General features: G+C 36.2%; 15 protein-coding genes. 6 read left to right on the forward strand and 9 right to left on the reverse strand.

All coding sequences use genetic code 11. The annotated features are described in order from the left end of the window. Positions 1–14 precede the first annotated feature (14 nt). Complete coding sequence (locus tag QM481_RS10260) at positions 15–1214, forward strand: esterase (protein ID WP_283381681.1); 1200 nt, start codon at positions 15–17, stop codon at positions 1212–1214. Positions 1215–1333: 119 nt separating this feature from the next. Here the strand turns inward: QM481_RS10260 and QM481_RS10265 are convergent, their stop codons facing one another. Then, the gene (locus tag QM481_RS10265) at positions 1334–2272 is read right to left on the reverse strand and encodes a polysaccharide deacetylase family protein (protein ID WP_283381682.1); all 939 of its coding nucleotides are present in this window, start codon (positions 2270–2272) and stop codon (positions 1334–1336) included. 4 nt (positions 2273–2276) lie between these two features. Further along, positions 2277–2672, reverse strand: coding sequence for a DoxX family membrane protein (locus tag QM481_RS10270; protein WP_166551034.1), 396 nt, complete (start codon positions 2670–2672; stop codon positions 2277–2279). Positions 2673–2758: 86 nt separating this feature from the next. Between QM481_RS10270 and QM481_RS10275 the strand changes: the two genes are divergently transcribed. Beyond that, positions 2759–3595 carry a helix-turn-helix domain-containing protein gene (locus QM481_RS10275; RefSeq protein ID WP_283381683.1) on the forward strand — a complete coding sequence of 279 codons (837 nt, stop codon included), beginning with the start codon at positions 2759–2761 and terminating at the stop codon, positions 3593–3595. A gap of 29 nt (positions 3596–3624) precedes the next feature. Here QM481_RS10275 and QM481_RS10280 read toward each other — a convergent pair whose 3' ends face one another. Together QM481_RS10280 and QM481_RS10285 are read right to left on the reverse strand one after the other, a co-directional pair. Beyond that, on the reverse strand, positions 3625–3990 hold the full coding sequence (locus QM481_RS10280; protein WP_283381684.1) for a hypothetical protein: 366 nt from the start codon (positions 3988–3990) through the stop codon (positions 3625–3627). Between the two features lie 5 nt (positions 3991–3995). Continuing rightward, positions 3996–4646 carry a hypothetical protein gene (locus QM481_RS10285; protein ID WP_283381685.1) on the reverse strand — a complete coding sequence of 217 codons (651 nt, stop codon included), beginning with the start codon at positions 4644–4646 and terminating at the stop codon, positions 3996–3998. Positions 4647–4825: 179 nt separating this feature from the next. Between QM481_RS10285 and QM481_RS10290 the strand changes: the two genes are divergently transcribed. Continuing rightward, positions 4826–5380: a thioredoxin family protein gene (locus QM481_RS10290; RefSeq protein ID WP_283381686.1), complete on the forward strand. Its 555-nt coding sequence runs from the start codon at positions 4826–4828 to the stop codon at positions 5378–5380. Between the two features lie 61 nt (positions 5381–5441). After that, on the forward strand, positions 5442–6029 hold the full coding sequence (locus QM481_RS10295; RefSeq protein ID WP_283381687.1) for a 5'-methylthioadenosine/S-adenosylhomocysteine nucleosidase family protein: 588 nt from the start codon (positions 5442–5444) through the stop codon (positions 6027–6029). 370 nt (positions 6030–6399) lie between these two features. Here QM481_RS10295 and QM481_RS10300 read toward each other — a convergent pair whose 3' ends face one another. Then, entirely contained in the window at positions 6400–6912 is a 513-nt protein-coding gene (locus QM481_RS10300; protein ID WP_283381688.1) for an SRPBCC family protein, read from the reverse strand. Positions 6913–6998: 86 nt separating this feature from the next. Here QM481_RS10300 and QM481_RS10305 point away from each other — a divergent pair, with 86 nt between their 5' ends. Together QM481_RS10305 and QM481_RS10310 are read left to right on the forward strand one after the other, a co-directional pair. Further along, the gene (locus tag QM481_RS10305) at positions 6999–7364 is read left to right on the forward strand and encodes a winged helix-turn-helix transcriptional regulator (protein WP_166551029.1); all 366 of its coding nucleotides are present in this window, start codon (positions 6999–7001) and stop codon (positions 7362–7364) included. A gap of 637 nt (positions 7365–8001) precedes the next feature. Beyond that, the gene (locus tag QM481_RS10310; protein WP_283381689.1) at positions 8002–9534 is read left to right on the forward strand and encodes a subtype B tannase; all 1533 of its coding nucleotides are present in this window, start codon (positions 8002–8004) and stop codon (positions 9532–9534) included. A 62-nt stretch (positions 9535–9596) separates the two neighbouring features. Here QM481_RS10310 and QM481_RS10315 read toward each other — a convergent pair whose 3' ends face one another. The 4 genes from QM481_RS10315 to QM481_RS10330 all read right to left on the reverse strand — a co-directional run bounded on the left by QM481_RS10315 (position 9597) and on the right by QM481_RS10330 (position 13179). Then, complete coding sequence (locus tag QM481_RS10315; protein ID WP_283381690.1) at positions 9597–10211, reverse strand: hypothetical protein; 615 nt, start codon at positions 10209–10211, stop codon at positions 9597–9599. Between the two features lie 123 nt (positions 10212–10334). After that, positions 10335–11444, reverse strand: a complete 1110-nt coding sequence (locus tag QM481_RS10320; protein WP_283381691.1) for a family 20 glycosylhydrolase — start codon at positions 11442–11444, stop codon at positions 10335–10337. Positions 11445–11604: 160 nt separating this feature from the next. Then, positions 11605–12099: a hypothetical protein gene (locus tag QM481_RS10325; RefSeq protein WP_283381692.1), complete on the reverse strand. Its 495-nt coding sequence runs from the start codon at positions 12097–12099 to the stop codon at positions 11605–11607. A gap of 135 nt (positions 12100–12234) precedes the next feature. Next, positions 12235–13179 carry a hypothetical protein gene (locus QM481_RS10330; protein WP_283381693.1) on the reverse strand — a complete coding sequence of 315 codons (945 nt, stop codon included), beginning with the start codon at positions 13177–13179 and terminating at the stop codon, positions 12235–12237. Positions 13180–13349 lie beyond the last annotated feature (170 nt).

Genomic DNA, 13349 nt, shown 5'->3' on the forward strand with positions numbered 1-13349 from the left:
TATCCAATATACTTATGATGAAGAAAAATGTATTCTTTTTGTTATGCCTAATTCTGGTTGGGTTTCAATCAAGTTATGCCCAAGAAGTACCCAAAGAACCAGAGAATATTATTTCGCCAGAGGTCAATGCTGACCGTACGGTTACATTTAGGTTTTTTGCTCCTAAGGCAGACACCGTACAAGTCACGTCAGATTTTTTGCCACCTGTAAAAGTGATGAGTCGCTTTGGCTTAGTAGATGGGCCAGGTACTATTAATTTGACTAAAGATAAAAATGGACTTTGGTCATATATCTCCAAACCATTGGATTCTGAGTTGTATAGCTATTCTTTTGTGGTAGATGGAATAAAAACAACCGACCCCAATAGTCCTTATGCTTTGCGAAACTCAGCTTCGATGACCAATATTTTTATCGTTGATAAAGGTAGAGCAGATTTGTACAAAACTAATGATGTCCTACACGGAACCGTGACACATAATTGGTATCCGTCCGCAGGGTTGAAAATGAATAGAAGATTGACTATTTATACGCCAGCAGGTTATGAGCAATCCAGTGAAAAATACCCAGTTTTGTATCTTTTGCACGGAGCTGGTGGCGACGAGGAATCTTGGGCTGCGCATGGACGTGCGATACAAATTTTGGATAATTTAATTGCTCAAGGTAAGGCTAAACCAATGATTGTGGTTATGCCAAATGGTAATGTAGTACAAGACGCTGGCTATGGTTATGGAAAAGATGGTTTTTATAAGCCACAATTTCTATTGCCTCAATCGATGAATGGCGTTTATGAAGCTAACTTTATGGATATTGTCAGTTATGTAGAAAAGACTTTTCGAGTAAAAAATAACAAAGAAAATCGTGCTATCGCAGGTTTGTCGATGGGTGGTTTTCATACGATGCACATCAGCCGATATTATCCGAATACCTTCGATTATGTAGGCTTATTTTCGGCAGCAATTATGCCTCGCGAAGATGCGACAGGTAAAGTGTATAGCAACCTTGATGAAACGTTGAAAGTACAAAAAAACAATGGTCTGAAACTGTACTGGATTGCCATCGGTAAAGACGATTTCTTATATCAAGCCAATATTGATTTTAAGAAAAAATTAGATGGTATAGGTCTAAAATATGAGTATTTGGAAACAGGAGAGGGACATATTTGGAAAAACTGGAGAATTTATCTTGCGGAATTTGCTCCAAGATTGTTTAGATAATCCCTACATGTTGTAATGCTTTGCGTCCAAAGACGTGTCATTCTGCTAATAAATATCCGCAAATTATAAATCCATTATCATTAGGGTGCGACTTAAGTCGCACCCTAATGATAATGGATTTACTCCCGAATAGTATTTGCATCATTCAATGCCATGGTGGCAATTTCATCTTTTCTTTTGAAGGAAACACCTTTATGGCTTTGTATGTATTTAATCAAATCATAGGTAGATTGAACCATCTGAGGAGTGCCCCCAATTCGGTCATGAAAACTGATAGAGAGCATTCGGCGTTTGAATTGACTTTCAAAATATAATTGGTCAAACTCGGCTTTTACTTGATTGAAAAACTGGTTTGTAGAAAAATTTTTGCCTTCAATCAGTAGTATATCGTTGTTTCTCAAAGTATAGGGCACAACTGCAAAGTCCTTTTGATTGACTTTTATGACAAAAGGCTCATCTCTGCTAAGGTCGTCGATATGGTATTTAAAGCCAAGTTCTTGAAGGATACTCAAAGTGTTTTCGCCTCTACGTAGCCAATTGGCGTTGTACCCGATGGCGTTAAAGCCTGTGATGTTTTTAATGGCATCTACACCATCTTTGATAAACTTTTTCTCTTGCTCATAAGGCAAGTTGTATTGTGAACTCCAATTCATCCCATGCGCGGCAGCCTCGTGACCTCGCTCTACGATTTCACTTGCAAGCTGTGGATTTTTTAAAACAGCAGTACCGACCATGTGAGAAGTAACTTTAACACCGAGCCTATCCCAATTGTCCAACATTCTTGGAATACCTTCTTTGTATCCGTATTCATACCAAGTTTTGGCAGGCAAATCTCGGTACCCTTTTTCTAGATTTTGTGGAAAAGGGCTTTCGGCATTTTCTGGCTCACCTCCAGATTCAAATTGCATGGAAATAGATACCACTAATCTTGAACCATCAGCCCATTTTGAGCTAGGTGTATTTTCTTTTGTTGAAGCTTTTGCTAAAAAACTAGGTAGCAATAAATGACTAAGTCCCAATGCACTACTTTGTTGAATGAATTTTCTTCTGCTATCCATGACCTTATTTGTTGAAGAGGAAATAGTCTAATGACCATGTATTGGATGAAATAAACTGTATCAAAATCGCAAAAAATACCAAATGGATTAATTGTGAAGGAAGCGCTTCCCAGTTCTCGATAAGCGTTGTTCCCAATAATAATAAAAGCATTACGATGCTTCCTGCCAAAAGTGCTTGTTTGGTCAATAGACCAAGAATTAGTAGCGTGCCAATCCCAAATTCGAGAATAGGTAAAGCATAACTAAATGGCGTAACGATAGCGCTAGGAAGCAAGGATTTTTCGAAAGAGGTAACCATCCATTTGCTAAACCCTGCCAGTTTGGGTAAACGTACCAAGCCGTGCCCAAACATACTTATACCAATGCCTAAACGAAGTAATAAAAATGAGGTAGTATTCATAATGTTTATTGTTTTTTTGCAAAATTGCAGGCAAAATAGGTTTGAAGTGTTGTATAAATAAAGGTTGTATTTGTAAGTTTAAAGGTATGGAAATACGTAATTTATATTTGCCATTTGAGTTGGAGCTTTGGGAGAAAGACCATTATGAGGCTCGTCCACATAAAAATACTTTTTTTGAAATGGTTTTTGTGTTGGAGGGAACAGGTATTCAGTGGATTAATCAATATCGGTTGCCATTTGCCAAAGACAAGTTATTTTTGATTTTCCCACAAGATTCACACGGATTTGAAATACAATCCTCGAGCAAACTATTTTTTATCAGATTCAATAGTGCGTACTTAAATCAACAAAGTAAAGATTGGGTCAAAAGACTGGAGTTTATTTTTCATAATCACAACCATTTGCCTGGTTGTATTCTAAAAACCGTAGCTGATAAGCCCTTGGTCAGAGCTTTGGTTGAAGCGCTTATTCGCGAACATCATCATCAATTTCCTCATACAGAGGAGGTAATTCAACAATTGATTAACACGATAATTACCATCGCTGCCAGAAATATTTCGCTGATAACTCCCATAAATATTGACAAACCCAAATCTGAAACGGCTATGCTCATGATCAACTATATTCATCAGCATATTTATGAACCCTCAAAACTTCGAGTCGAAGAGCTTGCCAAACACTTCAATTTATCGGCTACCTATCTTAGTGAGTATTTCAAAATACAAACAGGAAGTAGTCTGCAAGAGTATGTGATGAATTATAAAATTAAGATTATAGAAATGAGACTGATACATACTAATTTGAATATCAGCGAGATAGTCTATGAGTTAGGGTTTAGTGATGCGAGCCATTTGAATCGTATATTTAAGAAATATCGAGGAATTAGTCCAAGTGAGTTTAAGCGGAGGGTAAAACAAACATAGCATATTTCTTGAATTGGCTTTTTATAAAATTATTTAAGCCTAAAGAGGTCGCCTTCATCAAAACCATAGGCAATAGCAATAGAATTTTCTAAAAAACTATTTTTAAAGACAGAAGTTTTTGAATAGTCAATTAGATAAGTTTTAAAATTATCTAGTATTTGATACCATACCAAATCTTTTTGTCCAAGAAATAAATACTTATTTACAGGGCTAAAATCTATATTGCATGCCCAATCATCCGTTGACTCGTCGAAAGTCTTGGAACCAATAAGGTATGCCTGATAGCCCTCCTCTGTAGTTACTAAGCCAAAGTAATACCCAATTATATCCTTTTCGGGTTTTTCGTTTGTCAAAATTGTGTCTAACCAAGAATTGAATTTTTGTTGTGTAGTCATATCAATCAAGGTTGAGGAACAAACTTAATATTTGAGAGTTTTTCATTTTTGAATGTAAAATGCTGGGTAATATCACTGATACATGAAATAAATGAAATAACCCTAAATCTTTTGTACAATTCTGGAGGGTAGTTTACAAAAAACTTACTGCAAAAAGTATTTATATCCATTCCTACCTTAATATGTTGAAGAAGCTCCACTTTATTGTCCCATATTTCCCCTTTGCTAATATACCCATGGGTTGAGGCTTCGGGATCATTATCGAAGAAAAAACTTAACTTATTTTTGCCAAAAGTTACTTGAACATATTCGAAGAATTCCCAAACAGGTGGGGCTAAGTTGGTGTTTTTAAAGCTCTCTCTTTTGTATTTTTTGATGGTCCAATTTTTAAATACACTTTTCTTCAAGGAGTTTTTGTCGGTTAATTTTCCAAATGGATAAAAGACGAAATTACAACAAGTCACAAGAAATAAAGTGTCTTCTTTTATCACTAAATTACCATTGTAGTCAAATGCTTTTAGAGGAATAATTTTGAACCCTTCAATATTTATGGTGTCTGTTGACATCTCATTTTGCCCAAGACACGATATGCAAACTGTTGGACTCAAAGAAAAGGTTATAATTAAAAAATAGATAAAGACGATATTGTTTTTCATAGATGTTTTAATTTAAGTGGCTAAATATAAGTTAATTATAGTACATTACTACATTTTTAATTTAAGATGTTAGTTATCAATATACTTGTTATAATCAATTCTATGATGCTTAATTGGAACTCTTTGCCCTTTGATGGCTGTAATATCTACAAACAACCATTTTATTGCCAAATTACATCATGAACTACCTAGCATATAAAACCCTATTCGAAGAGATTTTATCAGCAGAAACACCTGCCGCTCCTTACGACAAACCTGATTACCTAAACTACACGAAGCTCAATCAATCACGCATGAAGCGTTGGGACAAGCACCTTGTATTATCAGATTCGATTTTGAGTAAACTTCAAGAAATTACATCGCCTCAACATTGGATTATCATCACCGAACCTTGGTGTGGGGATGCAGCGCATATCGTACCTTTTTTGATAAAAATCACAGAGCAAAATCCTTTGCTGACTTATGAGATTCAATTGAGAGATAGCGAGCCTTTTCTTATTGAGAAATATTTAACAAACGGTACAAGTAAGAGTATTCCGAAGTTGATTGCGAGAGACGAGAGTGGAAATGACCTTTTTGTGTGGGGACCTCGTCCAGAAGGTGCTCATCTGTTAATGGAAGAATTACACGAAGCAAAAGCAGATTTTGAAACCATTAAAATCAAATTGCAAAATTGGTATAACGACAACAAAGGCGAGGAAATTTGTCATGAATTAGCTCAGTTGATTGGATAAGCTTTTCTTTTTGTAATTTTAATGTCCCATCGACTTTTAAGGATTGTTTAAATAGACTATCATGATACATATTAATTCAGAAACAACTTTTTCGTTAGAAAATACCCTCTTTTCATTTGCGCTCGAATCAGAGGCTGCCGAAGTATTTGAAGGACAAAATGTGGTATTTACAGGCATTGGAAAAGTAAATGCTGCTTACGAATTAACCAAAGCGATTCAGCAGCAAAAGCCTTCTTTGATTATTAATTTGGGAACAGCTGGAAGTAATTATTTTGCTAAAGGTGAGGTGATTTGTTGTACCAGATTTGTCCAAAGAGATATGGATGTACGAGGCTTAGGCTTCAAACTTTACGAAACCCCACTTTCTGGCGTGCCTCCCTTATTGGTGTATGGGCTTGAGATGGACGGACTAAAAGTAGGAATTTGTGGTACAGGCGATAGTTTTGAAATGGGTCATTCCGAAACCATTTATAATGTCGTAGATATGGAAGCCTATTCACTGGCTTTGATTGCCATGAAAGAAAACATTCCGTTTTTGTGTCTAAAATATATTTCAGATGGTGCCGATGACAATGCTGCGGAAGACTGGACAGAGCAGGTGCATAAAGCAGCAGTGGCGTATGGGAAATTGTTGAAAATATTGAAATAGTCAATAATATAAGTTTTAAATGAAATCACACAATTACCTAATTTGAGACTTAATCTTTGCCTCATAATTAAACTTACCCGCTTTAATACGTGAGCATTATTATTTTGTTTATATTCATTCCAAACATGAGTCATCCCGAATTTTAAGATTGGGGTTATTCTCTAAGTTTTCATCAAAAAAGCGGTCAAAAAATATTTTCCGACCGCTTTTTTGATGAAACTATGATAGATTTTAATCAGCTTAAGACGCAATCATTGCGTCTCTACTGCCAGAATACAAATTTTAAATTAATCACTCATTCAATCGCTCAATCACTAAATTAGGGATGACTCATGTTTGAGAGAGCTTAGGTTTATATGATTGACATTAACTAAATCAACTGTTTAGCGTATTCTACTAATCCCTCAAGCCAATCTTGATGTCCATTTATCATGGGGTTAGGTTTTGTTTTTGCTAATTCTTTTGCGGGATTTCCGATTTGGGTTTCTTGCGTTAAGATTCTTACTCTTCCACCTTCTAAGTCCTCGATGAGCCAAGCATGAATAACGTCCAATCTTGTTTCTGCATCACCCTCAGCCCAACCATGCCATGCTAATCTTGCGGGCTTTCCTTCCACAGGAGGAACATACTCTGTCACTTGAGCCTCAATCGGAAAACCAAATGTTTTAAAACGAAAACGTACCTCTGCGGTAAATTGCTTATGTTCTTCATTAAGGAACTCAATGTCAGATGAGTTATGATAATATTTTGGCCACTCGAAAGGGTTGGCTAATAGAGGCCAAATGTCCGTGGTTCTTAATCCTGAAACAATTACTTCATTCGAACAAAAATTATCTGTAGTTCCTGGTAAATAGCCTTCTGGCCAGATGATTGAATTTTGCATTTTTTATACTATTAAAATTATAGTTGCAAAACTAGTTTTAGTTTGTTTAATTTGAAATACCTATCAAAATAGATAGTTTAAAGATTATGAAAACAGAATGTAAAAGTGAAACCGTTACGCTCAACGGGAAGGAGTACCCTTGTACCGTTAGTTTAACAATGGATTTAATAGGAGGAAAATGGAAGGCCGTTATTCTCTATCACTTGATAGAAGGGAGTTTGCGCTTCAATGAGTTATCCAGAGCGATTCCTACTGTTACAGAAATGACCATTAGTTTACAATTAAAACAGCTTGAAAAGGATGGTCTAGTTATCAGAACTGTCTATGGCGAAAAGCCACCCATAAGAGTGACTTATGAACTGACTACTTTGGGAAAATCCCTTATTCCGCTATTAAAAGCCATTACCGAGTGGGGAAATACCGTAGTGATCAGTGAGGGGACATTTGAGTAAACGTAAGCGTGTTTGCTAGAATGATGATAATTCCCCTTTCTCAAATAACAGTCCTCCAAAATATTACTGAGCTTCGAGGAGTGACTTCTTGTTAATAAGCATAGCACTGTTCCGTAATTAATAAGTTATTAATACGCTTTAAGCAGTAAGGTAGGTATTAGGCAAAAAGTTAAATAGTATTTCTCATGAAGTAATAGAAACTTTTTTGCCTAATGCTTACGGCTTATAGCCTAGAGCGTATTAATGCAATTTTATTTTGCATTAATACTTAAATTTTATTCATTTACTATGTTTTTGGAAAATCACATTTTCCAAAAACAACTTCTATTTCTTCTGTCAATATTCTATTCTCTCGCAAATAGCTCAAAACCATTATATATCTTCCACAAAAGTGCCTTAACACTAATCCAATGAGCAGTTAAGTCGTTTCATTTCCCTTTTTTTCCTCTTCACTTCTATTCTAGTCATTACTTTCAATAAAAGATTAGGCTAAATCGTAATATTGATACAAGAAAAAGATATGCTTAAATATAGGTTCATGAAGAGCAGAGTAGCAACAATGACTATGAAATCATGGGAATATTTGTTAAGGGATCTTTTACAAATTCATTTTAATTTTTTAATAAACTCATTATAAATGAAAACCCATCTTATCAATTTTTGTATGATGGTCAGTTTGGCATTTTGTTCGTTTACTTCTGCCAAGCCAGATCTCAGTTTTCAAGCGCAAAAGTATGTTACTCAAACACTTACTTTTGAGGGAAAAACCTTTACAGTAAGAGCCTATGAAAATATCATTTATGTTACAAATCCTGTAGATACAGTCTACCAAAAAATGAATATTTACATCCCAGAGGAGTATTTTTTAGGAAAAAAATTGAATGGCTATACAGCCGAAACAGCTCCCATTTTCTTTCCCAATAAAGTAGGTGGATATATGCCTGCACAACCTGCAACCCTCAAGGAAATGCCAATGGGAATGGGAAGTAATCGCTCGCCAATGAATGGAATGCCTCCGATGGGTGACAGAAGACCTGAAGGAGTGCCAGCAATGCCACAAAAGCCATCAACGGTAGTTGCTGCGTTATCCAAAGGCTATGTGGTAGCTTCGGCAGGAGCAAGAGGGCGTACATTGAAAGGAAGTAATGGCGAATACACGGGTAAAGCACCAGCGGCCATTGTAGATTTAAAAGCAGCGGTACGTTACTTGAAATTCAACGATAAACTTATGCCAGGTGATGCCAATAAAATCATTTCGAATGGTACAAGTGCAGGCGGTGCAATGTCGGCTTTAGTTGGGGCAACGGGAAATAATCCAGACTACGAGCCTTATTTACAACTACTAGGTGCAGCCAATGGAACAGACGATGTTTTTGCTGTTTCTGCTTATTGTCCAATTACCAATTTGGATCATGCTGATATGGCTTATGAATGGCAGTTTAGTGGCTACAATACCTACAAAAGGGGTGGGTCTATGCAGTCGAAAAATAGCGATGCTCCCTCAATGTTGAGTGAAGAGCAAATAAAAGTATCGGAACAATTGAAAACGCTTTTCCCTACTTACGTTAACAGCCTAAAACTAAAAGATACGAAGGGGAAACTATTAACTTTAGATGCTGATGGAAACGGGAGTTTTAAAGATTTAGTCATCAATTATGTTATCGCTTCGGCTCAGAAAGCTTTGAATTCAGGAAAAGATATGTCGAACTATTCATTCTTGAAAATTAATGGTAATCAGGTTACAGACTTAGATTATGGTGCATATCTTAGTTACATGGAGCGCATGAAAACTCCTCCAGCCTTTGATGCTTTGGATCTTTCAACTGGAGAAAATATGCTATTTGGTACTTCTATGATTGATAAGCAACATTTTACTGAGTTTGGGCAAAAAAACTCTAACGTGAAGGCTTCAAGAGTAGATGAAGTATTGGTGAAAATGATGAATCCTATGTATTATTTAGGTCAAAAAAATACGACAAATGCCAAACACTGGCGTATCAGACACGGCTCCAAAGACAAAGATACTTCGCTTGCTATTTCGGTGATATTGACTACGGCACTACAAAACAAGGGTATAGATGCTAATTTGGAATTTCCATGGGACAAACCCCATAGTGGCGATTATGACCTCGATGAACTATTTGCTTGGATAGACGGGCTTTGTAAATAAGTAAGAGACATAGTGTATAAAACTTCCTGATATTGCCATATCAGGAGGTTTTAAAATAATGGCTAAAATTGTCTAGCCATAAAGTTTGATTCAGCGAACAATATTTCTCCTAAAGTCAAATCTTCTTCCTTAAATTTCATGGATTTTGTTCCGTCATCATCATACCCCATGATGTTTGGATTATTATTGAATGTCCATGAAAGATGAAGCATAAGAAGTATTTTTTTGTTTTTAAATGCTCCTTTTAGGTGCTCTAAATGGGAAATATCCTCAATGGTTTGAATGAAGTTGTTTTGTACTACCAATGTGAACTCCGAAGGAACATTTTCTGAAAAAGCTATATTTTTCACTTCGCTTTTTTCATCAAAAGAAATTAAAAAAGAGAAAGTACCCTGAAAAGAATGCACACTTCTCATGAAAGTCCTCTTATAAATACTACTCATTCCATTCGATACTGCCTCCGACACACGGCGATCTCCCCAAAACAAGTTGGTAAACACTGAAACAGTCTGACAATTTAGATCAGATGGATATTGATGTTGAGCACTTTTAACCCATTTATTAATTTTTTTCCTTTGAACAGAATCAGTCTGATAGGAGAAAGTTTGTGCAATGATACTTTGTGTTATGGAAATTAGAAGAATAGAAAGGGTAAGATGTAGTTTGAGGTTTTTCATAGTAAAATTATTTAGGTGAATTGAAGTATTTTTGAGGTCTTAATCCTTGGATATTTATCCAAGGATTAAGACCTAGAGTGCATAAAGTTAAATTGTTTTTCTATTCAAATCGCATTAGTCAAATTATTTTACCAATCTCCCCATTTCCGAAAACATAGCTCTAAAGCAATTGGCGGAGGTGTTTTCTTCAGAAGGTTTAGCAGTGTTTTTTCCATAAAACTCGTCCATAAAAGATTCTGCACTAGACCATACCGTTTGCATCATACCTTGAAAATGGGGCTTCATAATGGCTGTAGAGGATTCGCGAAATCTGACCATATCTTGTGTTTGAATCACAGCGAACTTCGGCATTCTCCATGGACAAGTAATGACGTTGAAGCCTTTCATCGCAAAATAAACTGCCGTTTGGTCAGGTCTTTCATAATGCCAATCGCAGATAGTTACATCTTTGGCAATCAAATCAATGGCACGGTGAGTATTGTTAAAACTTCCTTCCCACATACCGATTCCTGTGGTTTTTCCATCGATTAGTCGGTCGCCCCAAATCCAGAGTTTTCTATTTTTGAGTGCCAAATGATTTCTAATTTCGTTGACTTCTCCTGCAAATAATTCTGCCTTGTCTTTTCCCGAACATCTAGGACATTTATCGTCTCCAATGTAGAAGACTTCGTCCATTCCCGCATGAAAAGCAGTTGTTTCAAAGACATCACAGATTTCGTCGACTAATTCAAAGACTATTTTATGAACGTTTGGGTGAAGTGGGCAGTAACTCTTGCAGTACAGACCATCAGCATTTGGCCATACGTATTTTTCTGGCATTTTGACCCATGGCGTTTCATCAAATTCGGGATAAACTCTCAATAAATTGTGCGTAGTACTCGCCCATGACTGGTGTCCCAGTAAATTGATTTGTGGGATTAGTTGAATATTATTTTTCTTGCACACCGCAACCAATTTCTTAATATCCTTTTTGGATAACGCCTCTGGGTCTCGAAGTTCAGGATGGCTTTCAAACTGGTAATTGTAGTCCACACGCAACAGTAGGGTATTTACCTGACGAGTTACCAATTCATCTTCTACAAACTTAATAAAGTCGTTTAGTCGTTGCGTTTTGGGGGCAGTAATACAAAAAGCACGAGTGGGTATCAAACTATCAATTTTGGATTGGGCAAATGAAATGGAATGCAATAAAACTCCCATCAGGAGCAAAAGGAAGTGTGAAAATTTTGTCATAGTGAGGTTGAATTTAAAAATTGGGTTGAGTACGCAATTTGCTTAAATTCAGTTCTGCATGCAAATGACTAACAGATAGGGCAGGGTAGGTATAAGAGAGGTTGTTAGAATACGTTTAGTAAAAAGTAAGACCCTAGAATTTAGGGTCTTACAGATAGGGTTATTGTGAAAGCTTTTTTCTCAATGCGATGATTTGAAACGTTACTCCAACTAGAAACAATACCAGACAAATACCGACTAATTGGGCTACTAATGGGTCATCTGGACTACTTGCCCATGGGTGCTCCAATGGCAGACGAGTTGTGGTTTCGGTCACACCTGGTACTAAGTGAAAGAAGAAGGTCAGTGAATAAGCAACTTTTTCAATATAGGGTGAATATTTACCCAACGGTTGATTTGCTTTCTGTGCCAGATATACTAACCCTAACACCGCCAAGGTAATGATTCCAAGTACATGTGGCTTGCCAAATCCGCCATGTTGAAAAATACCAAAACCTGTTAGGCAGGTAAGAATTGTGGCAATAACATACGTTTTACCAAGTGAATTATTCCATGTGACTTCTTTTAGTTTAATCAGCGAAATAGCACCAGCAAAAACTGCTACCAGACTGATTGCCGTGTGAATGATTCCAAGAGAGGTAAGTCCAAACATCATATTTGTAGGGTTTAGGAAATGAAATGATACATTTACCTAAATATACAAAAATGTCATATTAATTCGTAAACTATTGTAAAATAGAGTGTTATTTCCTTTGGTGGGCGCCTTCAGTCGCCCACCAAAGGAAATAAATCAAATTGCTAAAAGGACTCTTTTAGCTTTTCGGTAGATATTACTTCCTAGCGTCAATTTTACAAACTCTGTATCCTCGCTATTTTTGTGAAAGACAGAAACTTGATTTCCAATAAGCGAATATTTAAAGGAGTCATCATATTCTAGGATTGATAACTCCATAGAATTATCAGTAATATGAGACTTATATTGAGTCGAATAAACGCCCACGTATTCGTCCGTGCTCATTCCTTGAAAAACAGACGATTTAGAAGATTCTATTATGATTTCAGGAGTGATTGAATCTGTTTCTGGATTCAACACATATTTTCGGAGTACATCTATATCATGATCAATATCGCTTACGATTAAACTAAAGTTGATACTTCCCCAAGCATTCAAGTATGGTTCATCAAAAAAATCTTCAAAATCATAATCTCCATCTGGAACATATTGAGTTTCACCGTCGTGTAAAAGTTCTATTGTTTTTCCCCAACCGAGAACATTTCCGTAAAATTCTCCCCTAACTAAACAATCATAATCATCGAGTACCACAATTGGGCAATTAAAATCTCCTAGAACATCAAGGTTGCCGTGATTATAAGAACCGACAAATAGGTGTTGAACTGTCAAATCTTCCTGAACAAAAACTTGCTGCCCACCAACTGCAATGAAGTCGGCATTTAAATGCCCCAGAACAATCAAGTTCACTCCGTAGTCGGTTTCATAATTCAATATTTTCTCACATGTGAGGTTACCGTCAACAATGATTCCTGCTAACTCAAAATCATAATTGTCTGATTCTAAATCAATTTTATCAAGATTGGTGTCGCCCTCGTACCACAAAAAGTATGAATCTATATAATTAGTTCGTTGGTGCTTAGAAAAACAAAAGAGAAGTGCTTTCTGCGCTTGGCTTAAACGCTTTTCTACTTCTGGGAACGATAGTGTAAGGATTGATGACATTTGATTGATAAAGGTTAATAAAATGTAGTAATCGCTGAATTTAGTGAATTAATTGTGAAAAATGATTAATTTGAATGTAGTAAATACTTTCTGAATCTAAAATTGATATGCGATTTATTAAAAGCTATAGGTATGTAAGTTTGGTACTCTATCTTTCATTTTTGGGTTGC

This window comes from Flectobacillus rivi (assembly GCF_030056655.1).
In the GTDB taxonomy this organism is placed as follows: domain Bacteria; phylum Bacteroidota; class Bacteroidia; order Cytophagales; family Spirosomataceae; genus Flectobacillus; species Flectobacillus rivi.

Excerpts from the sequence above, each read along its gene's own strand:
- QM481_RS10330 (WP_283381693.1), bottom strand. The coding sequence starts at position 13,179 with ATGTCATCAATCCTTACACTATCGTTCCCAGAAGTAGAAAAGCGTTTA.
- QM481_RS10275 (WP_283381683.1), top strand. The coding sequence starts at position 2,759 with ATGGAAATACGTAATTTATATTTGCCATTTGAGTTGGAGCTTTGGGAG.
- QM481_RS10265 (WP_283381682.1), bottom strand. The coding sequence starts at position 2,272 with ATGGATAGCAGAAGAAAATTCATTCAACAAAGTAGTGCATTGGGACTT.
- QM481_RS10300 (WP_283381688.1), bottom strand. The coding sequence starts at position 6,912 with ATGCAAAATTCAATCATCTGGCCAGAAGGCTATTTACCAGGAACTACA.
- QM481_RS10260 (WP_283381681.1), top strand. The coding sequence starts at position 15 with ATGATGAAGAAAAATGTATTCTTTTTGTTATGCCTAATTCTGGTTGGG.
- QM481_RS10315 (WP_283381690.1), bottom strand. The coding sequence starts at position 10,211 with ATGAAAAACCTCAAACTACATCTTACCCTTTCTATTCTTCTAATTTCC.
- QM481_RS10310 (WP_283381689.1), top strand. The coding sequence starts at position 8,002 with ATGAAAACCCATCTTATCAATTTTTGTATGATGGTCAGTTTGGCATTT.
- QM481_RS10280 (WP_283381684.1), bottom strand. The coding sequence starts at position 3,990 with ATGACTACACAACAAAAATTCAATTCTTGGTTAGACACAATTTTGACA.
- QM481_RS10290 (WP_283381686.1), top strand. The coding sequence starts at position 4,826 with ATGAACTACCTAGCATATAAAACCCTATTCGAAGAGATTTTATCAGCA.
- QM481_RS10325 (WP_283381692.1), bottom strand. The coding sequence starts at position 12,099 with ATGATGTTTGGACTTACCTCTCTTGGAATCATTCACACGGCAATCAGT.
- QM481_RS10320 (WP_283381691.1), bottom strand. The coding sequence starts at position 11,444 with ATGACAAAATTTTCACACTTCCTTTTGCTCCTGATGGGAGTTTTATTG.
- QM481_RS10295 (WP_283381687.1), top strand. The coding sequence starts at position 5,442 with ATGATACATATTAATTCAGAAACAACTTTTTCGTTAGAAAATACCCTC.
- QM481_RS10270 (WP_166551034.1), bottom strand. The coding sequence starts at position 2,672 with ATGAATACTACCTCATTTTTATTACTTCGTTTAGGCATTGGTATAAGT.
- QM481_RS10285 (WP_283381685.1), bottom strand. The coding sequence starts at position 4,646 with ATGAAAAACAATATCGTCTTTATCTATTTTTTAATTATAACCTTTTCT.
- QM481_RS10305 (WP_166551029.1), top strand. The coding sequence starts at position 6,999 with ATGAAAACAGAATGTAAAAGTGAAACCGTTACGCTCAACGGGAAGGAG.